Consider the following 22,397-nt stretch of genomic DNA (forward strand, 5'->3'; position numbering starts at 1 on the left):
TAATATGACTCAATTAAATAGGGATGAAATTTTCAACCAAATCCAAACTGCTTTAGTTGAATTATTTGAACTGGACGCAAAAGATATCAAGCTCGAAACTCAGCTATATCAGGAGCTTGATTTAGACAGTTTAGATGCCGTTGATTTAATAGTACATTTACAGAAACTAACCGGTAGTAAAATTAAAGCGCAGGAGTTTAAAACGGTACGCACGGTAGAAGACGTGGTTAATTCCGTAGAAAATCTGTTGAAGGAAAAATAATGAAACTGCTGACTATATTGTCAGCCCTGGTTTTATTAGCTTATCCGCTGGCTGTTTATTACGGGCTGAGCCAATGGGGTATAGGATCGGTTGCCGGACTGCTGGTTATACTATTTGTGCTGCGCATTGTCGGTGGCAACCAAACCCGCTTACGTGAGCTCAAATACATCGCCTGGCTGAGTGGCGCTGCGGGTATTTTATTAACCGTACTGGCGCTGATTTTTAATAACAGCAGCTGGTTCCGCTATTACCCGGTGATTGTCAATATGATCATGTTCTCACTTTTTTTCAGCAGTTTATGGCAAAAAGAGAGCATGATTGAACGTTTTGCCCGTTTGCAGGAGCCGGATTTACCTGCTTTTGCGGTTATTTATACCCGCAAGGTCAACAAAATTTGGTGTCTGTTTTTTATTATCAACGGATCTTTAGCATTGATAACCTGCTTTATGCCACTCGCTGCCTGGACCTTATATAACGGTTTAATAAGTTATATGCTCGCGGGCAGTTTATTCGCCTGCGAATGGCTAGTTCGCTCCTACGTAAAAAGAAAAAACTCATGAATTTCTGCTCTCTTGCGCAACTGCTGGTTAACCCGCGATCTGATCAGCATTATCTTGTTTTAGCTGCCTTTGATGCTCAGCTGCAGGTCACTTGGCCGGAGTTATTGGCTGATCCAAGGGTATTAACCGTAAAAAGAAAAAACTCATGAATTTCTGCTCCCTTGCGCAACTGCTGGTTAATCCACGCTCGGATCAACACCTGGTTGCCTTTGATGCTCAGCAGCAGGTTACCTGGCCGGAGTTATTGGCTGATGTTAGGGTATTAAGCCAAAAACTGCTTACCAGCGAACAAAAAAACTGGGCAATCTGCTGTGCGGACAGTTACCATTTTTGCGTGGCATTTTTTGCCGCCGCCTATGCGCACAAAAAAATAATATTACCCGGAAATCATCAACCGGCGATGTTAGCTTCTCTGACGAATCATTTTGACGCTGTTATTGACGATGGTCTGCTTTCGGCTGATTTAAAGCAGACGCAATTTACGCTGCCTTTAGCTAATCAATCTATAACAAATAAATCTCTAGTTAATAAATCTCTAGCTAATAAACCCAAGTCAACAGCGCTGCCGTTTCCATGTTTAAATTTATCAAAGGTTAGAATCAGCCTGTTTACCTCTGGATCAAGCGGGCAACCCAAAGCAATTAATAAAACATTATTGATGCTCGATGATGAAATCATCACTCTGGAAAACAAGTGGGGGGATTTATTAACCGACTCAAAGATTGTTAGCAGCGTATCCCATCAGCATATCTATGGTTTATTATTTCGCCTTTTATGGCCTTTATGTGCAGGCAGAGCATTCCAGCGACAGGATCTTGTTTACCCCGAGCAACTATTTTCCAGTGCCAATGCCGATAGCACCTTAATCAGCAGCCCCGCTTTATTAAAACGTTTACCCGCGGGAAGTGAGCCGAACCCCTACCGCGCGGTATTTTCATCGGGCGGACCGCTGCCCTTGAGCGCGGCAAAAGCCTGCAATGTATTATTTAAACAGCCCGTTTTTGAAGTCTTTGGCAGTACAGAAACCGGCGGCATTGGTTTTCGTCAGCAGCTAACAGCCGATACAGTCTGGCATTTGTTCCCGGGAATAGAAGCCAAAGTGGCGCAGGACAACTGCTTAATGCTGCGCTCCCCCTGGATAGATGCGCAGGCCTGGTATCGGACAAACGATCAGTGTGAGTTATTAGCCGAGCAGCAGTTCATTTTAAAAGGCCGGGTTGATCGTCTGGTCAAAATTGAGGAAAAACGGGTTTCATTAAATGAAGTTGAGCAACGCTTGAATCAACTTGAGTGGATTGAAGAGAGTTATGTTGTGCAGATTGAGAATGCCAACTTAACCCAGCGCATCAGCCTGGGCGCGGTATTAAAACTGAATAAACTCGGTGCGCAAACCATTGCTGAGATAGGCAAAGGCAAGTTCTGGATCAAGCTTCGTCAGGCACTTCGCGCGTGGCTTGAACCCGTTTGTATTCCAAGAAAGTACCGTATTGTCGAGCAGATTCCCATGAACAGTCAGGGTAAACTATTAAAAACATCACTGCTTGATCTGTTTGCCAAAAAACAGCAAGCACCGCGCTCTAAAGCCACCATTATTGAACAGGTTGTCAGCGAAAACACTGCGCTATTAACCCTGCGAATAGATGCGGACCTTATTTATTTTGACGGGCATTTCCCCGATTACTCGATATTACCCGGTGTCACTCAGCTTGACTGGGCCATCTATTACGCAAAAAAAATGCTTAACAGCGGAACACGCTTTGCGGGAATGGAAGTGATTAAATTCCAGCAGCCTATTTTACCCAATGATATTGTGCAGTTAACCCTGACCTGGTTTGCCGATAAACAAACATTGCAATTTTCTTACGCCTCAGCGGGCAATACCCATTCATCCGGTCGCGTCAAATTAGAGAAAACTTAATGCCGTCATTTAAGCCGTGTTTTTTAATCCCCTGTTACAACCATGGTGGTGCTTTGCCCGATGTTATAACGGCTCTGACAAAGCGCTACGAATACCCCATTATTATCATCGATGACGGCAGTGATTTGGCCACTAAAAAGATCATTCATTCACTCACCAGGCATTCTGACGTCCACCTTGTCACCCTGCCGCAAAATCAGGGCAAAGGCGCGGCGGTGATCGCCGGTATTAATGCCGCTAAGCAGCTTGATTTCACTCATGCGATTCAGATTGATGCCGATGGACAACACGATTTATCTGCGCTTGCGCTATTACTCAGTGAATCGAAGCAGCATTCGACCGCACTGATTTCCGGCTACCCGGTTTATGATCAGTCGGTCCCGAAAGCGCGTTTTTACGGTCGTTACCTGACCCATGTTTGGGTGTGGATTGAAACCTTATCCTTCTTCCTTAAAGACAGTATGTGCGGATTCCGCGCCTATCCGATTGCCGAGACCACTGCGCTTCTGAGCCGCACAAAAGTGGGCCTGCGCATGGATTTTGATATCGACATAATGGTCAGACTTTACTGGGCAGATTGTGAGGTCAGGTTCGTTAAAACACGGGTTAATTACCCTGAAAATGGACTTTCACATTTTCATGCTTTCCGCGATAATCTGAGAATAACGCTTCTGCACACGCGCTTATTTTTTGGAATGCTGCCGCGCATTCCACAATTATTAAGCCGTTCTAAACGCTTAAGCAAAGAGTCAAAACACTGGTCAAAAGAGTCCGAGCGCGGCACCTATTACGGCATGAAAATACTGCTGGGCATCTATTCACTATTCGGTCGGGGAGTGTTTAAACAGTTATTAAAAGTGCTGATGTTCTATTATACCCTGACCTCAAAATCCACCCGTGAAACCTCTTTATTATATTTGAATAACCTGCAAAAACACGCAAAAAAATTGAGCGTGCCACTGCCGACAAAATTAACCCCCTATCTTCATCTGAGCTCTTTTGCAGAAACAATATTGGATAAAATGGTCGCATGGAAAGGTGATTTTTCCATGGATAACCTGACCGTCAATGACGAACAACTGCTCACCTCTTTAATAGAATCTAAACGCGGCTTATTTATACTAGGCTCACACCTTGGTAATCTGGAGCTCTGCAGAGCGCTGAGCGCACGTCATCATGATTTGAAAATTAATGCTCTGGTTTTTACCGAACACGCACAAAAATTTAATGCGATTCTTCGAGCAATCAATCCAAAATCAGAACTGAATGTGATTCAGGTCAATCATGTCGGGCCGGAGACCGCCATTTTATTAGATGAAAAAATAAATAACGGAGAGTGGATTGTCATTGTTGGCGATCGCACTTCAACCAGTAAAGAAAATAGAGTCGTTTGGACTGATTTTTTAGGTCAACCGGCGCCTTTTCCGCAGGGCCCCTTTCTGCTCGCTTCAATTTTAAAAGCACCGGTCTATTTGCTCTTCGGCCTGCGCGATGAGAGCCAAAAAAAGGTTCATTACCAAGTGTTTTTTGAGCTTTTCAGCGAACGAATAATATTGCCTCGAGGAAACCGTGAGGCGGCACTGCAGTCGGTCATTGCCGATTATGCAAAACGCCTGGAGTATTACACAATGAAAGCCCCGTTACAGTGGTATAATTTTTTTGATTTCTGGCACTTAAGTGGAAAAAACGATGACAAATAAAGACACAAAAATCACCTTTGGTGCCGAGCGGTTACGTATCGAAGATGTTGTTGATATCGCCGAGGGTGCCGCTGCGAAAATGAACAGCAGCCCTGAATTCAGCGCAAAAATTGACCGTGGAGTGGCTTTTTTAGAACGTTTATTAAAAGAAGACGGCGTGATTTATGGGGTAACAACGGGTTATGGTGACTCCTGCACTGTGTCTATTCCGGCTGATTTAGTCGACGAACTGCCGCTGCATTTAACCCGCTTCCATGGTTGCGGTTTAGGCGACAACTTATCTGAGCAGCAGTCAAAAGCCGTATTGGCGACCCGTTTATGTTCCTTATCACAGGGTTACTCTGGCGTGACGCATAATCTCTTAAATCAGATTATCACCCTGATCAATCATGATATTTCGCCGCGTATTCCCGAAGAAGGTTCGGTGGGCGCGAGCGGTGATTTAACGCCGCTTTCATACCTGGCTGCGGTATTAATTGGTGAGCGAGAAGTGATTTATAAAGATCAAATCCGCCCGACCGCCGAAGTGTTTGCCCAGTTAAATATCAAACCTATTAAGCTCAAACCCAAAGAAGGCCTGGCGTTAATGAATGGCACAGCGGTGATGACAGCGCTGGCCTGCTTAGCCTTTAAACGGGCGGAATACTTGGCGCAGGTTGCCACTAAAATAACGGCCATGGTCTCGCTTGCCATGCAGGGTAACGATTTTCATTTTGATGAAGCTTTATTTGCCGTCAAACCACACCAGGGGCAGCAGCAGATAGCCGCCTGGTTGCGCCGTGATCTGCAGTCTAGCTGTCCTCCCAGAAACAGCGACCGTCTGCAGGATCGTTACTCCCTGCGCTGTGCGCCACATGTGATTGGAGTATTACAGGATACTCTGCCGTGGTTAAGGCAGATGATTGAAAATGAATTAAACAGCGCTAACGATAATCCCATTATCGATGCTGACAACGAACGGGTGCTGCACGGCGGGCATTTTTACGGCGGTCATATTGCCATGGCAATGGATACCTTAAAAGTGGCGGTCGCCAATATCGCTGATTTATTAGACAGGCAGATGGCCCAGCTGATGGATTACAAGTTTAATAACGGCCTGCCCTTTAATTTAACCGGCGCTGAAGGACTGCGAAAACCTATCAACCACGGTTTTAAAGCGGTGCAAATTGGCGTATCGGCATGGACTGCCGAAGCTCTTAAGCAGACTATGCCGGCCAGTGTTTTTTCTCGTTCAACGGAATGTCATAACCAGGATAAAGTCAGTATGGGCACGATTGCCGCACGCGATTGTATGCGCGTATTAGTGTTAACCGAGCAGGTGACAGCGGCTTCATTATTGGCAGCCACTCAGGCGTTGGTATTAAGAAAACGCCAGAACGAGTTGGATGAATCACATTTAAGTCCGGGGTTAAAAGCAATGACCGAGTCGGTGTTAAGTGAATTTGCAGCGGTCATAGAAGACCGGCCTTTAGAGGCTGACCTGCGCCACTTTATGACCCTGATTCAAAATCGTCACTGGGATTTATATCCTTAATGCCTTATATCCTTAGTACCCTCTATCCTTAATACCCTTTATTCTTAATACCCTTTATTCCTAATACAAGCGCGACAGGTGGAATCAATGAATGTCAAAAAGCTGAACTTAACCGCTGAGATTGAGTTATTAACCTCTTTTCAAGATGCCGACCCGATGGGCGTCATTTATCACGGCAATTACTTCCGTTTTTTTGAGGAAGCCCGCCGAGTATTAATGGAAAAAATCAATTACAACTACCGGGAAATGGCTGACTCGGGTTATATGTGGCCGGTCATTGATTGCCAGGTCAAATATATCAAAGCGATTCCTTTTAACCACAATATAAGAATAACTGCCGAATTAACCGAATGGGAACACCGTCTGCGTGTTGATTATGTTATTTATGATGCCCAAACCGGCGGACGCATGACTAAAGCAAATACGCGCCAAGTGGCCGTTGGTATTGACGATCAGGAGATGTGTTTTGCCTCTCCGGCGGTTTTTATTACAAAATTGGAGCCCTACTTTGTTGATCAATAAAAAATTATCCCTTTTATGCTGCTTATTTGTTTTTATGTTTACGGCTTCAGCACAGGCCGTCACACTGGAGGATATTCAGCAAAAACTAACCACCCATAAACTGCTTCGCGGTCAGTTTGTACAGACAAAAACCCTGCAAATGTTTAATCAACCGCTACTTTCTGCCGGGCATTTTTTATTAGACCAGCAGCAGGGTTTATTATGGGCACAGGTTGAGCCTTTTCCGGTGTCCCTGGTATTGGTCAAAGACAAACTTAGCCAGCAATTTGCAGGGCAACCCGCAGAGGTGATTCTGGCTAAAGATAATCCCATGGTTTTTTACTTCAGCCATCTGTTTCTGGCACTCTTTAAGGGCGATGTTGCAGCATTAAGTGAGCAATTTACCATTAAAGTCAGTGCAAATGAGCAGACCTGGCAGCTGCTGCTGACTCCAAAATCAGCTCCCCTGAATAAAATATTTTCCGGCATCTCCATCGAGGGGAAAGACTTTATTGAACAACTACAGTTAACTGAATTAAACGGCGATCTTTCTTTGATTGAATTTAATGAGCAGCAAACCACGCCCTTACAACTGAGTGATGAGGAACTGCGTGCCTTCCAATTCTAAACTCGCCACGCTCTGGTTGTTGGTTATTTTAGGCTGCGCCGCCACTTTGGTTCGGCAAACACTGTTGCAGCCGAATTTTCCGCTGCAAACCGACGTTCTGGCTCTTTTACCGGAAAACCAGCAAGATCCCGTTGCGCAGCAAGCCTTCGAGCAAATAGCCGCTAATATCAGCAATAAAGTAGTATTTTTGTTTTCCGGTGAGAATAGAGTAAAACTGCTCGATGGCGTCAAAGCCTTTTCGGATAAGTTATTACAAACGGGACTTTTTTCACAATTTTCAGCGCAATTAAGCGAGCAGGATCAACAGGCATGGGGGAAATTATATTTCCCCTACCGGGCACAATTACTTAACGATGCACAAAGAATGCGTTTAAAAAATGCTCCGCAGTCTCAAGTAACTAAGGTGCTTCAGCAGCTTTACTCGCCCTTTGCCGGGGTTTCCGGCAGTGAGCTTAAAAACGATCCTTTTTTATTATTTCGAGAGTTTATAAGTACGCAGGGATCCTCTTCTAATTTCACATTAGATCAGGGTTATTTAAGCACCGAATATCAGGGCAAACAGTACATTATTTTGCATGCTACTCTGCTAAAAAGTCCCTATAACATGCAGCTGCAGGGTAATCTTAACAACCTAACAGCACTTGAAACCGACATAAAAACCCGCTTTGATGTGCAAATTGCGCATACCGGTACGCTCTTTTATGCAGCTTACGGCGCACAAAGTGCCAAAGATGAAATCAGCACTATCGGTATCGGCTCAATAGCCGGCATTATTTTATTGATTTTACTCGTTTACCGCAGTGTATTACCGCTGGCGCTGGCGCTACTGTCGATCGGTTGCGGATTATTAGTGGCTTTTGTGGTCACAGTGGCGGTCTTTGGCAAGGTCCATCTTTTCAGCTTGGTCTTTGGAGCAAGTTTAATTGGCGTTTCCATAGATTATGCTTTTCATTATCTCACCGAACGTTTAGTCACTAAAGATAACTGGCAGCCGAATGTTGCCCTAAAACATATTTTTAACGCTATCACTCTGGGGTTAATAACCAGTTTAATCGGCTATTTAGGCCTGTTGATTGCCCCCTTCCCCGGTTTGCAGCAACTGTCCCTGTTTTCGGTGGTCGGTTTACTGGCAGCTTATCTAAGTGTTGTTTGCTGGTATCCGTTTTTAACAAAAACAGCCAGTACAGCGGCGATCCCCAAGTTGGTTTTTTTAAGCCGCTGGTTAAGCCTGTGGCAAAACCCTAAACTGCGTTTGTACCTACCGCTTATTTTGCTGATATTTTCATTTATCGGTTTTTCAACGCTGCATTTTGATGATGATATTCGTCAGCTACAGGCCATGCCTGAAAGCCTTAAAGCACAGGAAGCGCAGATAAAAACAATTTCCGGTGTCGGCCAAAGTCAGCAGCTGCTGTTGGTCAGAGCTGATAGCGAGCAGGCTTTATTAAGCCGTCTGGAAGAGACGGGAGAGCAGTTAAAGCGCTGGGAAAAAGACCAGCTATTATCTGGCTATCAAAGCATCGCCCAATATGTGCCTTCGGAAAAAACCCAGAAAGAAAATTTTAAATTAGTGACATCTTTGTATCAAAAACAAGCTGCCCTGCTTACCGAAAAGTTGCATTTTTCAACGCCGATTCGTTTTGATAAGCAGTTTAAGTTATTAACGGTGCAGGATTTTTTATCCTCCAGTGTCTCTCAGTCTTTAGGCTTTTTGTGGTTAAAAGAAATAAAAGATGTTCACTCTGCGGTTATTTTACTTAATCAGGTCAAGGATCCAAACAGGGTTAAGGCATTCATCGATTTGCACGATGATTTAACTTATCTGGATAAAGCCGATCAAGTCTCACATGTTTTTAAAAAATATCGCGTGCAGATAAGTAAACTGCTGATAGCAGCTTACGCCCTGATCAGTCTGCTGTTAATCTGGCGCTATGGTCTCAAACTGGGGATTGTGGTTATCAGTCCGCCGGTTATTGCCGCCTGCGTAGCGCTTGCGGTGACCGGTGTTGCCGGGATCCCGATAACTATCTTTAACTTACTGGCACTGATCCTGATTTTAGGCATAGGCATTGATTACACCCTGTTTTTTGCCGAACAAAAAAACACTCGAGCGGCCAAATATACCCTGCTTGCCATTACCCTTTCAGCCATTACCACTGTCTTGTCCTTTGGTTTATTATCCTTAAGTGAAACACAGGCCATTCATGGTTTTGGAGTTACCCTGTTAAGCGGTATTATTATCGCCTGGATTTTAGCGCCGCTGGCCATGAATAATCGCAAATAAAGGGTCACCATAATGAAAAAAAATTGCTTTATCCTGCTACTGTGCACTTTGCTCTTTGCTTGTTCAATGCAGAAAAAGCAGCTGCCGGTGCAGGTTGAAGTCGGTGAAGGCCTCTTTGTGACCCTGCCGACACCGGCGATGTTGGGCCATTCCCTGAATGTCAGTCAGTTGATCAGCGCGCAATGGGGGCAAACAAAACAGCAAAAATTGCAGATGCAGTTGCAGGTTGATTCAGATCGGGTTGTATTGGTTGGTTTTTCAGCCTGGGGTGCCCCACTACTTAAATTGACCTACACAGGTGAGCGAATACAGACCTCGGTGATGGCCGGATTGGAGAATAAACTGCCCAAACCGCAGCAGGTATTATTGAATTTAATGTTATCACTGTGGCCGGTGAGTGCATGGCAAAAACCCCTGGATAACATTGGCTGGAAACTGACCGAGCAGGGTTTATTGCGGCAATTAATTGATCAAAAAGGTAATATTGTCGCAGAGATAAGATATCAAAGTCGCCCTGCAACCGATGGACTGATAGAGTTCAAACACCGGCAATTAAATTATATTATTACCATTGAAACGCAGAAAATAGATTGAGAAATAAAGAGATGGTAAATGAATAAACAACCCCCAGAGCAACACAGGCAAGCGACTTTTCCTGTTTATATCCATGCAACTGCAATGAACAGTGCATTGGGTGGAACATTAAAAATATGCCAGGCGCAATTAGCGCAAAACAGTAATGCCAATATGTGTTTAGAATCCGGCTGGTTAAATGATGGCAGCCAGACGGTCGTTGGCAAAATAGCAAGCGCCTTACCCGAAATTGAAGATGCATTAGCCCATTACAATACGCGTAATAACCGCATCGCCTTATCGGCGCTGTTACAGATTAAACCCGAGATTGAAAAAGTGATTCGACGTTACGGCAGCGAACGGGTTGCGGTGATCATGGCGAGCAGCACCTCGGGTATCAGCGACGGTGAACTGGCATTGGCAGCAAAGCTTAAAAACGGCGAGTTCCCCAAAGGTTATTGTTATCAGCAGCAGGAAATTTCCAATCTGGGTGAATTTATTGCTGATTATTTTAAGTTAGACGGCCCGGTTTATAGCATTTCAACGGCCTGCTCATCGAGCGGACGGGCTTTTATCTCCGCCAAACGTTTACTGAAATCGGGATTGGTGGATGCGGTACTGGTCGGCGGCGCTGATTCATTATGCAAACTGACCTTAAACGGTTTTCACGGTTTAGCTGCGTTATCCGATCAAATTTGTCACCCTTTCAGTGATGACCGCAAAGGGATTAATATCGGTGAAGCCGGTGCTTTTATGCTTTTGTCGCGCGATAAAAACAGCAGCGGACTGGCCCTGCTTGGCGCGGGCGACAGCTCCGATGCTTTTCATCTTTCTGCCCCGCACCCCGAAGGTAAAGGCGCGATAGAGGCGATCCACAAAGCTCTTAATGATGCGCACTTATCAGCCGAGGATATTGGCTATATTAATGCCCACGGCACAGCCACCAAACTCAATGACCAGGTCGAAGCACAGGCTATCTATTCGATATTTTCCGATACGGTGCCGGTCAGTTCAACTAAAGCGCTTACCGGACATACTCTAGGGACTGCCAGTGTTCTAGAGGCGGTGATCAGCTGTTTAATTCTGCAGCAAAATCTGGATCTGCCCATACAAACTATTCATGATGGTATTGATAAAAATATTAAACCAATAAACTTGAACGATGAAAAACAGAAACTTAAAGTGAAAACAATATTAAGCAACTCATTTGCTTTTGGTGGTAATAATATCAGCCTGATTTTTGGATATGCCCATGTCTGAATTTCCTAATCTGAGCGTACTTTTACCCCATAAAGCACCCATGATATTGATCCATAAGCTTATCCACGTGAGCGCATCAAGTGTTCACTGCCAGGTAAAAATAGACAGCAACAATCTATTTTTTGACCGACAGCTCAATGCAGTTCCAAGCTGGGTCGGTATTGAATTTTTAGCGCAAAGCATCTCAGCCTGGGCGGGATATCATGATTATTTAGAAAATCGCCCGCCGACCGTTGGTTTTTTATTGGGTAGTCGTTCTTATAAAGCCAACTGCGATCTATTTACAGAAAATGTGCTGCTTGATCTTTATGCTGAGCAGTTAATGGAAAATGAAGGAATGTCGGCTTTTGCCTGCCGTATCGAATGCCGGGGGAATGTGCTGATCACAGCTCAAGTTAATGTTTTCGTCCCGCCCCCCGCACAATTAGAAAAGATATTAAAAGGAAAAGATAATGCTTAGACAGGTTTTAGTCACCGGTGCCAGCAAAGGTATAGGTCGTGCGGTTGCCTTGCAGTTAGCTCTGGATGGTTTCACCGTTGCCGTGCATTATCGAAGCGATAAAGACGGTGCATTACAAACGTTGCAGAGCATTGAAGAAGCTGGCGGTCAAGGGCGTTTATTACAGTTTGATATCAGCGATCGCAGCCACTGCAGAGAAGTAATAGAGGCGGATATTGAACAAAACGGCGCTTATTACGGCGTGGTCAGCAATGCAGGGATCAGTTGTGATACGGTTTTTCCGGCGATGACCGGAGAAGAGTGGGACAGCGTGGTGCATACCAACTTAGACGGCTTTTATAATGTTTTACATCCCTGTATTATGCCAATGGTTCAGCTGCGTAAAGGTGGCCGGATTGTCACCCTGGCATCGGTCTCGGGAATCACCGGAAACCGCGGTCAAACCAACTACAGCGCAGCCAAAGCGGGCATTATTGGCGCAACCAAGGCCTTAGCCTTAGAAGTTGCCAAACGCAAAATCACAGTGAACTGCGTCGCCCCGGGTTTAGTGGATACCGGCATGGTCAATGAAAGTGTTAAAGAGCATGCGTTACCCCTGGTGCCGTTGCGCCGCATGGGGCAACCGCAGGAGGTTGCCGGTTTAGTCAGTTATTTAATGTCAGATGTAGCCGCTTATGTGACCCGTCAGGTGATCTCAATTAATGGCGGCATGGTGTAAAATTTAATGAATTATCAGAAAACCCCGAAAAACATTATAAAAAATGGAGGCATGATTTAATGGAGCATCGCGTTGTTGTTACCGGAATGTCTGCTGTTACCGCTCTGGGTAACGACTGGAAAGAGGTTGAAGCAAAATTAAAAGCATGTGAAAACGCCGTTTTATACATGAAAAGTTACGAGCAGTTTGAGGGTTTAAATACCAAATTAGCCGCGCCTGTTACGGATTTTGAGTTACCCGCGCATTACACCCGTAAAAAAATACGCGGCATGGGCCGGGTTGCCAAGCTGGCTACCTTCGCCTCGGAAAATGCATTAATTCAAAGTGGCTTACTAGGCACTGATGTTTTGACCAATGGCCGGACGGGTATCGCTTACGGCTCTTCCATCGGCAGTACCGATGCGATCGCAGCCTTTGGCGTGATGCTCAATGACAAAAGTACCAGAGCCATCACCGCAACCACTTATATACAGATGATGCCGCATACCACGGCTGTCAATGTGGGACTGTTTTTTGGATTAAAAGGCCGGATCATTCCCACCAGCAGCGCTTGTACCTCTGCCAGCCAGGCCATAGGTTATGCCTTTGAAGCCATTAAACACGGTTATCAAACGGTCATGGTCGCGGGCGGTGCGGAAGAGTTATGCCCCACTGAATCGGCGGTTTTTGATACTTTATTTGCCACCAGCTTGAAGAACGAAGCCCCTAAATCCACCCCCAGCCCCTTTGATAAAGGCCGTGATGGATTAGTGATTGGGGAAGGTGCAGGAACTCTGATATTAGAAGAATACCAGCACGCGAAAGCACGCGGTGCGACAATATTTGCCGAAGTGGTTGGTTTTGCTACTAACTGCGATGCCACACATGTCACCCAACCGCAGCAGGAAACCATGCAGATTTGTATGGAGATGGCACTGGAAAATGCTCAGCTTAGTGCCGATGATATTGGTTATATCTCGGCTCACGGCACAGCCACGGAACGCGGGGATATTGCAGAATCCCAGGCAACCGCCAACATTTTCGGCAATAAAACCCCGATCAGCTCATTAAAGAGTTATCTCGGTCATACTCTGGGTGCCTGTGGTGCAATTGAAGCCTGGACTGCCATTGAAATGATGAATAACGGCTGGTTTCATCCGACCTTAAACCTCAACAATGTTGATCCGCAGTGCGGCGCACTGGATTATATTAGCGGCACCGGTCGTGATATGAAGTGTGATTATATTATGAGTAATAACTTTGCCTTCGGCGGCATTAATACTTCATTAATATTTAAACGCAGTTAATCTTTCGGGCAATAAAAAAGGAGCTTTTAAAGCTCCTTTTTTTTAAGCGTTTTTTAAGCGCTTTTTTAACTTTAGTAATTTTTAATTACTAAAGTTTTTAACCTCTGAAACTTTTAACCTCTGAAGTAATGCGCGGCAACAAAGGGCATTTTCACCACTGTCATGGGCAGTTTTTTGGTGCGAACTTCAGCAAAAATTACCGTATCAATACTGCTAAAATCTGTGTTTACATAGGCCATTGCAACGGGCATGCCGATTGAAGGACCGAAGGTTCCGCTGGTGACGATACCGATTTTATTATTATCGGCATCAAACAATTCACAGCCTTCACGCACCGGCGCTTTTGATTTGCCCAGTAAACCGATACGTTTACGAGTTATGTTTTTGCTTTTGATCTGTTCAAGAATAAGCTCCGCCCCCGGAAAACCGCCCGGACGTGTCCCTTCTGCACGGCGTGCTTTGCTAATACCCCATAATAAACTGGCTTCCACCGGCGTTGTTGTCGGGTCAATGTCATGACCGTATAAACATAAACCCGCTTCAAGGCGTAATGAATCCCGCGCACCAAGGCCAATCCACTCAACTTCAGCAAAAGCCAGTAGCTCTTGCGCTAAGGCCTGTGCATCAGCGCCAGGGACCGAAATCTCATAGCCGTCTTCACCGCTATAACCGGAGCGGCTAAGATAACACTCCGCCCCCGCCAGCTGTATTTTTTGCGCGTCCATAAACAGCATATCGGAGACCTCAGGATTAAGTCGTGCTAATACTTGTGCTGCTTGCGGACCTTGTAAGGCCAGTAAGGCGCGATCTTCCATCACTTCTATTCTGACATCATTCGGCAGATTAGCCTGCAGATGAGCAATATCTTGCTGTTTACAGGCGGCATTGACTACTACCAATAAAAAATCGCCAAAGTTCGTCACCATTAAATCATCACTAATGCCGCCCTGCTCATTAGTGAAAAAAGCATAACGCTGTTTGCCCGCCGCTAAATCAATAATATCAACGGGGACTAATGCCTCTAACGCCTGCGCGGCATGTTCACCAAAAAGACGCACCTGCCCCATGTGTGAAACATCAAACAACCCGGCCGCAGCACGGCAGTGCAGATGTTCTTTACGTACACCCAGGTCATACTGCACGGGCATATCGTAACCCGCAAAAGGGACCATTTTACCCCCCATCTCAATGTGTAATGCGTGTAGCGGGGTAACTAGAAGTGCTTCGGACGTTTCTTCTGACATAGCTTTAATACTCCATATTGCGCAATAGTTGCGGCTAATTCATTTACTTGCAGGATGGTTAGAGATAATTTTTTGGTGGTTATTTTTCCCGTATTGCGCAGCTTCAGTGATATCTATGTGGCGGTCACCCAAAGAATTAAAGCATCTTCTTCACTGCTAGAAATAAGCATGTGCCCCATATTGGCATCGTAATAGACCGAATCACCTTCATTTAAAATGACCGGTTCATAATATTCTGAAAAAAATGTTATCTCGCCATTTAATACTAATAAAAATTCATCTCCGTCGTGACGGATCCAATCCGAATAATCGCCAAAATCCCGCGCCCGGACCCGCGACTTGAACGGCATCATTTTTTTATGGGTTAACTGCGTGGCCAGCAATTCATGTTCATAGGTTGCAGTCGGATGTCCCTTGCCCTCTTCATTACGGGTAATATCACGACGACCGGTCGCACTAACCTGTTTGGGCGGCGCAAAGAGCTGCGGGAGATCTATCTGTAAACCACTGGTCAATTTCTGCATTGCCTGAAAGGTTGGCGATATCTGTTCATTTTCTATTTTAGATAAGGTAGAACGTGCCAGCCCGGTTTTCTTGCTGGCTTCTTCCAGCGTCAAACCCAGTGACTTGCGAATTTCTTTTAAACGCATCCCGAGTTTAACGGGTTCTATTTTTTTCGAGCCCTGATCGTTAGTAACTTTCATTGATGGGTAAATATCTTGTTCATTCAGATCAGTCATCACTGCTCTCCTTTTGCTTTGCTACATAGTAAACGTCAAAAATAAAAGCGCACAGGAAAAAACAAGATCCAGATCTCATAAAAGAGAAAAAGTTTCCTTTTGGAAACTTTTGATCAAGCAGAATAGAATAATCTACATATAATAGCTTAAAAGTTTGATCTGACCACCAGTTAGATCATCTTTTTTACCCATAAAGAGCAAAGCTTAGCGATTATTTGCCTTTAGTCAGACACTAATAAAACAGGCACAGTACTTGATTTCAAGCGGCCTTTCAGGACAATTTCCATTATTGGAAACTTATTCTTAGTGCTCGATCTACAGTGCAAGCACTTTGATTTTAATAAACAGAAAATTCAACTATTGTCATTATCTCAATATGAGCAATGGGCATTATTTTTTCACCCTAATTTAATAAAGGATTTAACATGGAAAGCGCATTGATGTTTACTGAGACACATGAGTGGGTACTCGATAACGGTGATGGTACCGTCACTGTCGGTATTTCAAACCAGGCTCAACTACTTTTAGGAGATGTTGTTTTCGTAGACTTGCCGGAGGTTGGCGGCAGCACTGAAGCGGGAGAAACGTTCTCTTTAGTCGAATCAGTCAAAGCCGCTTCGGATCTCTACGCTCCGGTAACGGGTGAAATTATTGAGATTAACGAAGAGCTTGAAGATAGCCCCGAATTAATTAATGAATCTCCCTATTCTGCGGGTTGGATTGCCAAAATTAAATTTGCTGATCCCGCTGAGCTTGATGATCTTATGTCCAGTGAAGATTATCACGCCAAGAACCAAGAATAATTCTATCCATTCTATCCATTCTATTAAATTAGGCAGCTTCGAATGAAGCTGCCTTGCTTTTATTTCTACCACCCTGCTTGATCAGAATAAATCAGGACAGGCAGAAATCATTCAGGAATCCCCTATGACAGATATAACGCTTCTTGATTTATTAAGTGACGATAAAGAGTTTGCGACCCGTCACAACGGACCGGATGCAGCACAACAAAAAATGATGCTCGAGACCATCGGTGTGCACAGCATTGAGCAGCTAATTGATCAAACCGTACCCGCCGCGATTCGCCTGCCCGAGACCATGAAGTTAGCTGAGCCGCAAAGTGAATCAAAGATGCTCGCTTCGCTTAAAGCTATCGCCGAAAAAAACATCATTAACCGTAGCTTTATCGGTCAGGGTTATTACAACACCTTAGTACCTAACGTTATCTTGCGTAATGTTCTGGAAAACCCCGGCTGGTACACAGCCTACACCCCCTATCAACCGGAAATTTCCCAGGGCCGTTTAGAATCTTTATTAAACTATCAGCAGATGGTGATGGATTTAACCGCCATGGAAATAGCCAATGCTTCGTTGCTGGATGAGGCCACGGCTGCCGCGGAATCAATGACCCTGTGCAAGCGTGCCGGTAAAAGCAAAAGTTTAGCTTTCTTCGTGTCCAATGAAATTCATCCGCAAACCATAGACGTGGTGCGCACCCGTGCTAAATACTTTGGTTATGAGATTATCTGCGCTGCAATTGAAGAGCTTGAAAACCATGATGTGTTTGGCGCACTACTGCAATATCCAAGTACCACGGGTAATGTTCAGGATCTCACCGACATCATTGATAAAGCCCATGCCAAAAAGACCCTGGTTTCAGTCGCTTCCGACTTATTAGCCTTAACCCTGCTTAAAGCACCCGGCGAAATGGGCGCAGACATTGTTATCGGCAGTGCCCAACGTTTTGGCGTACCCATGGGATTTGGCGGGCCGCACGCTGCCTTTATGGCAACGAGAGACAAATTCAAACGTACTATGCCCGGCCGAATTATCGGTGTCTCAAAAGACAGCAAAGGCAAACCCGCATTACGAATGGCAATGCAAACCCGTGAGCAACATATTCGTCGCGAAAAAGCGACCTCAAATATCTGCACCGCTCAGGCCCTACTGGCTAATATGTCCGCTTTTTATGCGCTTTATCACGGCCCTGAAGGTCTGCGCAAAATAGGCCGTCGTGTCCACCATTTAACGGCTATTCTAGTGGCGGGTTTAGACAGTGAAGGGATTGAATTAGCAAACCGCTCTTACTTCGATACTATTACCTTAAACAGCAACGAGAACAGTAAAGCGATTTATCAAAGAGCTCTGGCTAACGGTATGAATTTACGTAAATTCCCAACACCCGATAATATGCCGGTGCAACTTGGTATCAGCCTTGATGAAACAACCACGATAAAAGACGTTGAAGATTTACTGCTGGTGATCACCGGTAATGCACTTTTGGCGAGTAGTTTTAGCGCGCAGATAGCAGACGATGAGTTTGCCGGCATTCCGGCCGCATGTCGTCGCAGCAGTCAATACTTAACCCATCCGGTATTCAATAAGCACCACAGTGAAACGCAAATGATGCGTTACATGAAAAAATTAGAGAATAAAGATTACTCGCTGACCCACGGCATGATCCCGCTTGGAAGCTGCACCATGAAACTCAATGCGGTAGCGGAAATGCTGCCCGTCACCTGGCCTGAATTTGCTCAAATGCATCCTTTCGCACCAACCGAGCAAAGTTTCGGATATCAGGAACTGGCAGAGAAATTATCCACCATGCTTTGTGAAGTGACCGGTTACGATGGTTTCTCACTGCAGCCTAATTCCGGTGCGCAGGGTGAATACGCAGGTCTTATCGCGATTCAACGATACCACCAGAGTAACGGTGATAATCAGCGTAACGTTTGTTTGATACCCAGCTCCGCTCACGGTACTAATCCGGCTTCCGCGGCAATGGCCGCAATGCAGGTGGTGGTCGTCGGCTGTGATAATCTCGGTAATATTGACCACGCAGACTTAAAAGCTAAGATTGAAAAACACCGCGAGAACCTCTCCTGCATCATGGTCACCTACCCCTCTACACACGGTGTTTATGAAGAAGGGATCCAGGAAGTCTGTGCATGGGTGCACGACGCCGGTGGTCAAGTCTACCTTGATGGCGCAAACATGAATGCTCAGATAGGTATTACCAGTCCGGGGTTTATCGGCTCCGATGTATCACACCTTAACTTGCATAAAACCTTCTGTATTCCGCACGGCGGCGGCGGTCCGGGTATGGGCCCCATTGGCGTTAAAAAACACCTTATCCCTTTCCTGCCCGGACATATCGAAGTCACCGAGTCCGCGGATAACAAACATTATGCGGTTTCTGCTGCCGAGTTAGGCTCAGCTTCTATTCTGCCTATTTCCTATGCTTACATTGCAATGATGGGCGAACCGGGATTAACCGCAGCGACACAGCTGGCTATCTTAAATGCAAACTATGTAATGGAACGCCTACGCCCGCACTACCCGGTTTTATTCCGCGGTAAAGAAGGTCGCGTGGCGCACGAATGTATTATTGACATTCGCCCGCTTGAAGCTGCATCGGGTATTTCCAATGAAGACATCGCTAAACGGCTGATGGATTACGGCTTCCACTCCCCCACCATGTCCTTTCCTGTCGCAGGCACCTTCATGATTGAACCGACTGAATCGGAAGATCTCACTGAACTGCAGCGATTTTGTGATGCGATGATCGCTATCCGTCACGAAATCACTCAAGTAGAAGACGGAGAATGGAGTGCCACGGACAACCCACTGGTCAATGCACCGCATACTCAGGTTGACTTGATAGAAGCAAATTGGACTCACGAATATAGCCGCGAGCTTGCCTGTTTCCCGTCTGCCCATACTAAAGAGACCAAATACTGGCCGACAGTAAACCGTGTTGATAATGTATTTGGAGACCGTAATCTGATCTGCTCATGTCCGAGCATTGAAAATTATATGGAAGAATAATAGCAACTGATTAGAATAATTTAGGATTTAACAAAGACCGTTATTTTAATCAATTTAAAAGGCGAACCAAAATGGTTCGCCTTTTTTTTGCTCCTAATATCTGAGTCAATGCCAGAGATTCAAGGCTTGAATTGACCTTATCGGAAAAGTCGAAAAATCCAAAAGACTCAGAAAGCGCCTAAAGATAAAGTCCGCATACCACAAGCTGAGCTGCCGAAGCTTAATCAGTTTGAGTTTGAATGACAATAAGTCTCAGGTACTTGAACTTACTTGCTTATTGACCGATAAATAATTTAAGAAACCTTCTCTTTCATAATTCCCCATCTCTTTATAGGCAGCTATTTTTATATGCAGATATAATTCACATGAATAGTTTTCCCACTTTTATTGCACATTATATGAACACTTCCTACACAATTTTAGCCTTATAAAATCATTAACCAATTGAAAATAAACAGTTAAGTTTTTATATGTTGCATTTATAGAGATTTTTACAAATGCCAACACGTCATTTCCCCAACATAAAATATCAACTTACAATCATGCTTTGGGGCGTTGCGAAAAAACCATTTTTTATTCAATTAGCAGGTCTTGGTGTAATGTTAATTGGTGTAGCGTAAATAAAATTCTAGAAGTTGCAACACGCGGACTCGATACAGTTGTCGCCGTTTTGCTAAAAGAAAAGCCGGCAAAAACAGCACCAACTTATTCGCCAGTAAGCAAAGCGTTAGCATTCAGTGTTACCCACGATTAGTAGACACACTCTATAGTTAAAAAAGGCTGCGGTGTCTTAATGGCTCTGCATTAAGCTATATCTATATGATTAGATGGTGGGATGAAAGATGGGATCAGAAATTTATTAGGTATTAAGAAAAAGAATATCGCAGAAAAGATAAAAAAGATAAAAAAGATAAAAAAGATAAGGTCAAGATTAATGACCTTATCTTTTAATTTTAACATTAGATTTTTGTTAAAAGGTTTGAGTGTTTTTTTACAATTTAAGATTCAGATCGCTTATTTAAAACGTCTTTTATCAATATAGCTTTTAGAGCTATTTAGCGCATATTATTTGCTACCGCGACGACGGGTTGCACCCATGCAGAGTAAACCAAGCCCCAATAGCGCGATGCTGGCCGGCGCTGGAACTGAAACGTTTGCAGTTGAGGTGATGACTAGATCATAATCACCGAAACCCCGACTACCATTATTGACGCCAGAGACAGCTTCTCTAGTGTTTAGGTTAAAAGCACCTACCGCTGCGATGTAGTTGCCAGCATCGAGAGTCAAAGAAATAAGTGAGTTGTACCAGCTAAAGCCATTAAATGTACCGCCATCATCATTATGAGTAATTAAGTCACCAAGACTTAATGCGCCGTCATCCTTAAAAAGGAATAACTCAGAATCAAAAGTACCGGTGAAGGTTTCAAGAGATGTTGTACCCGTCGCATCTTGTGAAAAATAGGTGTAACCAACTGAGCCAAAACCACCATTCGTAATAGTTTGCGAATCAGTGATGCTATTGGCCATTACAGAAGCAGGTAACAGCAATACAGCTGCCAGTAAAGAAGTGAGTTTATTCATTTTTATTCCCTTAAATTTTTATATCCATGTTTAATATAGAACACTTAAAGCATTATCCATGCCAACTACACTTAATTGTTTAAATTCAATTACTTATGATTTTTTGTGTTTGTTCTTTTAAATTGAACGTAAAATATTCCGACAGCCCACATATTATTAAATCATTATTAATCAATAACTTAAGGTTTTAAAGGCATTTAATTAAGCGTTAAGAATACCGACACTTGTTGGTTGATAGCGCCATTATTCTAATCTTTTACCTAAACACGAAAGACCTGATCCTGATGATATTATCAACAGTTAAAGTGCACTCTCCGGCTAAAATCAACCCCGGAAAGTGCAAGTTTAAAGGTTATAACTAACCTTTAAACAGACTAAGCAGCTTTGACTATGGCGTTTTTAGGTTTATGTTGCACCATAGTACTTGCGATCTCCAAAGTCGCAGCGCCGATTAATTGCACCTCGGTCATGGCGACACTTAAATATAACCAATTAATAAAAATAGCAGCAACAGGAAAAAACATTTCAGCTAATGTCGCCCAATGTGCAGGAATCCGCTTTAAACCCTGGTAGTAAAATACATACCTATTACTCCGAAGAGCAAAGCGAGTATTGCTATTTTTTGTAAAATACTTATCTCTATAGTGGTTATTAAGGTTGGCGTCATAAAGGCAAAAGGCAGCATACCTAACAAACCAAAACTAAAGCGACCAGCCATTAAATCCACACTGTCTAAACCTTTAGTGCTGAGCTTTTTACCAAATACTGTTGCACATCCCCAACTAACCACTGCAAATAAAGCAAGCCCATAACCCAGTAATGCATTATTGTTATGCTCAATACTGCCCTCTTGAAAGCTCGAGGAGAGACTTTGTAAGTCTGGCCAGATAAGTAGCAGGCTACCTAACAATGCAAGCCCTAGCCAGAGAAAGAAGCGTGGATTTATTTGTTCTTTTAATAGGACACAAGCTAAAGTCACTGCGACTATAGGTTGCAGCTTTTGCAATAAAATAACAACGGTTGGATTAGCAAGATAGAAAGCTTCGGTAAAGGCAAGTGTTCCAAGCGCAGAGCCAAAGATGCCAATAACAATAAATGGCAACAACGTCTGACGACTTAAAAAGTTAGGTTTACGACGCTTAAATACAAAAATACCAATGACTACAGCAACTAATATTAAGTGTTCAAATAACACTATTTGTTGTGCACTGGAGCCGCCAAAAAGTAAGGGGTAGCGGATTAATGTATCTGCGGCCCAAAGTAGGCACGCGAAAAAAATAAAGATGATACCTGTCATTACATTTCCTAAACAAAAAAGGA

At 44.3% G+C, this 22,397-nt stretch carries 21 protein-coding genes; 16 read left to right on the top strand and 5 right to left on the bottom strand.

Features of this window, described 5'->3' with window-relative positions; all coding sequences use genetic code 11:
* The first annotated feature begins 4 nt into the window (after positions 1-4).
* From ACJAZP_RS07195 to ACJAZP_RS07260, 14 genes are all read left to right on the top strand, one after another.
* Positions 5-262, top strand: a complete 258-nt coding sequence (locus tag ACJAZP_RS07195) for an acyl carrier protein (protein ID WP_415230065.1) — start codon at positions 5-7, stop codon at positions 260-262.
* Positions 262-822, top strand: a complete 561-nt coding sequence (locus ACJAZP_RS07200; RefSeq protein WP_415230066.1) for a hypothetical protein — start codon at positions 262-264, stop codon at positions 820-822. The genes ACJAZP_RS07195 and ACJAZP_RS07200 overlap by 1 nt, the downstream gene beginning before the upstream one ends.
* Positions 819-971 (top strand): hypothetical protein, encoded by a 153-nt coding sequence (locus ACJAZP_RS07205; RefSeq protein ID WP_415230067.1) that lies wholly within the window; start codon positions 819-821, stop codon positions 969-971. The genes ACJAZP_RS07200 and ACJAZP_RS07205 overlap by 4 nt, the downstream gene beginning before the upstream one ends.
* Positions 968-2,740, top strand: coding sequence for an AMP-binding protein (locus tag ACJAZP_RS07210; RefSeq protein WP_415230068.1), 1,773 nt, complete (start codon positions 968-970; stop codon positions 2,738-2,740). The genes ACJAZP_RS07205 and ACJAZP_RS07210 overlap by 4 nt, the downstream gene beginning before the upstream one ends.
* Entirely contained in the window at positions 2,740-4,440 is a 1,701-nt protein-coding gene (locus ACJAZP_RS07215; protein ID WP_415230069.1) for a glycosyltransferase family 2 protein, read from the top strand. The genes ACJAZP_RS07210 and ACJAZP_RS07215 overlap by 1 nt, the downstream gene beginning before the upstream one ends.
* The gene (locus tag ACJAZP_RS07220; RefSeq protein ID WP_415230070.1) at positions 4,430-5,974 is read left to right on the top strand and encodes an HAL/PAL/TAL family ammonia-lyase; all 1,545 of its coding nucleotides are present in this window, start codon (positions 4,430-4,432) and stop codon (positions 5,972-5,974) included. Before ACJAZP_RS07215 ends, ACJAZP_RS07220 begins: the two co-directional genes overlap by 11 nt.
* 87 nt (positions 5,975-6,061) lie before the next feature.
* Positions 6,062-6,496 carry an acyl-CoA thioesterase gene (locus ACJAZP_RS07225; RefSeq protein WP_415230071.1) on the top strand — a complete coding sequence of 145 codons (435 nt, stop codon included), beginning with the start codon at positions 6,062-6,064 and terminating at the stop codon, positions 6,494-6,496.
* A complete protein-coding gene (locus ACJAZP_RS07230) occupies positions 6,483-7,103 on the top strand; it encodes a LolA family protein (protein ID WP_415230072.1) in 621 nt (206 codons plus the stop codon). Before ACJAZP_RS07225 ends, ACJAZP_RS07230 begins: the two co-directional genes overlap by 14 nt.
* Positions 7,087-9,387 carry an MMPL family transporter gene (locus ACJAZP_RS07235; RefSeq protein WP_415230073.1) on the top strand — a complete coding sequence of 767 codons (2,301 nt, stop codon included), beginning with the start codon at positions 7,087-7,089 and terminating at the stop codon, positions 9,385-9,387. The genes ACJAZP_RS07230 and ACJAZP_RS07235 overlap by 17 nt, the downstream gene beginning before the upstream one ends.
* 12 nt (positions 9,388-9,399) lie before the next feature.
* Positions 9,400-9,981, top strand: coding sequence for a DUF3261 domain-containing protein (locus ACJAZP_RS07240; RefSeq protein WP_415230074.1), 582 nt, complete (start codon positions 9,400-9,402; stop codon positions 9,979-9,981).
* An 18-nt stretch (positions 9,982-9,999) separates the two neighbouring features.
* Entirely contained in the window at positions 10,000-11,220 is a 1,221-nt protein-coding gene (locus ACJAZP_RS07245) for a beta-ketoacyl-[acyl-carrier-protein] synthase family protein (RefSeq protein WP_415230075.1), read from the top strand.
* Positions 11,213-11,680 (top strand): hotdog family protein, encoded by a 468-nt coding sequence (locus tag ACJAZP_RS07250; RefSeq protein WP_415230076.1) that lies wholly within the window; start codon positions 11,213-11,215, stop codon positions 11,678-11,680. Before ACJAZP_RS07245 ends, ACJAZP_RS07250 begins: the two co-directional genes overlap by 8 nt.
* Positions 11,673-12,398 (top strand): 3-ketoacyl-ACP reductase FabG2, encoded by a 726-nt coding sequence (locus ACJAZP_RS07255; RefSeq protein WP_415230077.1) that lies wholly within the window; start codon positions 11,673-11,675, stop codon positions 12,396-12,398. Before ACJAZP_RS07250 ends, ACJAZP_RS07255 begins: the two co-directional genes overlap by 8 nt.
* 59 nt (positions 12,399-12,457) lie before the next feature.
* Positions 12,458-13,684, top strand: coding sequence for a beta-ketoacyl-ACP synthase (locus ACJAZP_RS07260; RefSeq protein WP_415230078.1), 1,227 nt, complete (start codon positions 12,458-12,460; stop codon positions 13,682-13,684).
* Between the two features lie 113 nt (positions 13,685-13,797).
* Here ACJAZP_RS07260 and gcvT read toward each other — a convergent pair whose 3' ends face one another.
* Together gcvT and ACJAZP_RS07270 are read right to left on the bottom strand one after the other, a co-directional pair.
* A complete protein-coding gene (gene gcvT, locus ACJAZP_RS07265; RefSeq protein WP_415230079.1) occupies positions 13,798-14,928 on the bottom strand; it encodes a glycine cleavage system aminomethyltransferase GcvT in 1,131 nt (376 codons plus the stop codon).
* A 113-nt stretch (positions 14,929-15,041) separates the two neighbouring features.
* Positions 15,042-15,668, bottom strand: coding sequence for a helix-turn-helix domain-containing protein (locus ACJAZP_RS07270; RefSeq protein ID WP_415230080.1), 627 nt, complete (start codon positions 15,666-15,668; stop codon positions 15,042-15,044).
* Between the two features lie 425 nt (positions 15,669-16,093).
* Between ACJAZP_RS07270 and gcvH the strand changes: the two genes are divergently transcribed.
* Both gcvH and gcvP read left to right on the top strand, forming a co-directional pair.
* Positions 16,094-16,471 (top strand): glycine cleavage system protein GcvH, encoded by a 378-nt coding sequence (gcvH, locus tag ACJAZP_RS07275; RefSeq protein ID WP_415230081.1) that lies wholly within the window; start codon positions 16,094-16,096, stop codon positions 16,469-16,471.
* Between the two features lie 124 nt (positions 16,472-16,595).
* A complete protein-coding gene (gcvP, locus tag ACJAZP_RS07280; protein ID WP_415230082.1) occupies positions 16,596-19,496 on the top strand; it encodes an aminomethyl-transferring glycine dehydrogenase in 2,901 nt (966 codons plus the stop codon).
* A 1,065-nt stretch (positions 19,497-20,561) separates the two neighbouring features.
* Here gcvP and ACJAZP_RS07285 read toward each other — a convergent pair.
* The 3 genes from ACJAZP_RS07285 to ACJAZP_RS07295 form a co-directional block, all read right to left on the bottom strand.
* A complete protein-coding gene (locus ACJAZP_RS07285) occupies positions 20,562-21,077 on the bottom strand; it encodes a DVUA0089 family protein (protein ID WP_415230083.1) in 516 nt (171 codons plus the stop codon).
* Positions 21,078-21,451: 374 nt separating this feature from the next.
* Positions 21,452-21,601 carry a hypothetical protein gene (locus tag ACJAZP_RS07290; protein WP_415230084.1) on the bottom strand — a complete coding sequence of 50 codons (150 nt, stop codon included), beginning with the start codon at positions 21,599-21,601 and terminating at the stop codon, positions 21,452-21,454.
* Positions 21,602-21,636: 35 nt separating this feature from the next.
* Positions 21,637-22,397: DMT family transporter (locus tag ACJAZP_RS07295; RefSeq protein WP_415230085.1), on the bottom strand; the 761-nt coding region annotated here is incomplete at its 5' end.

The sequence above is a fragment of the Psychromonas sp. genome (assembly GCF_047632955.1).
In the GTDB taxonomy this organism is placed as follows: domain Bacteria; phylum Pseudomonadota; class Gammaproteobacteria; order Enterobacterales; family Psychromonadaceae; genus Psychromonas.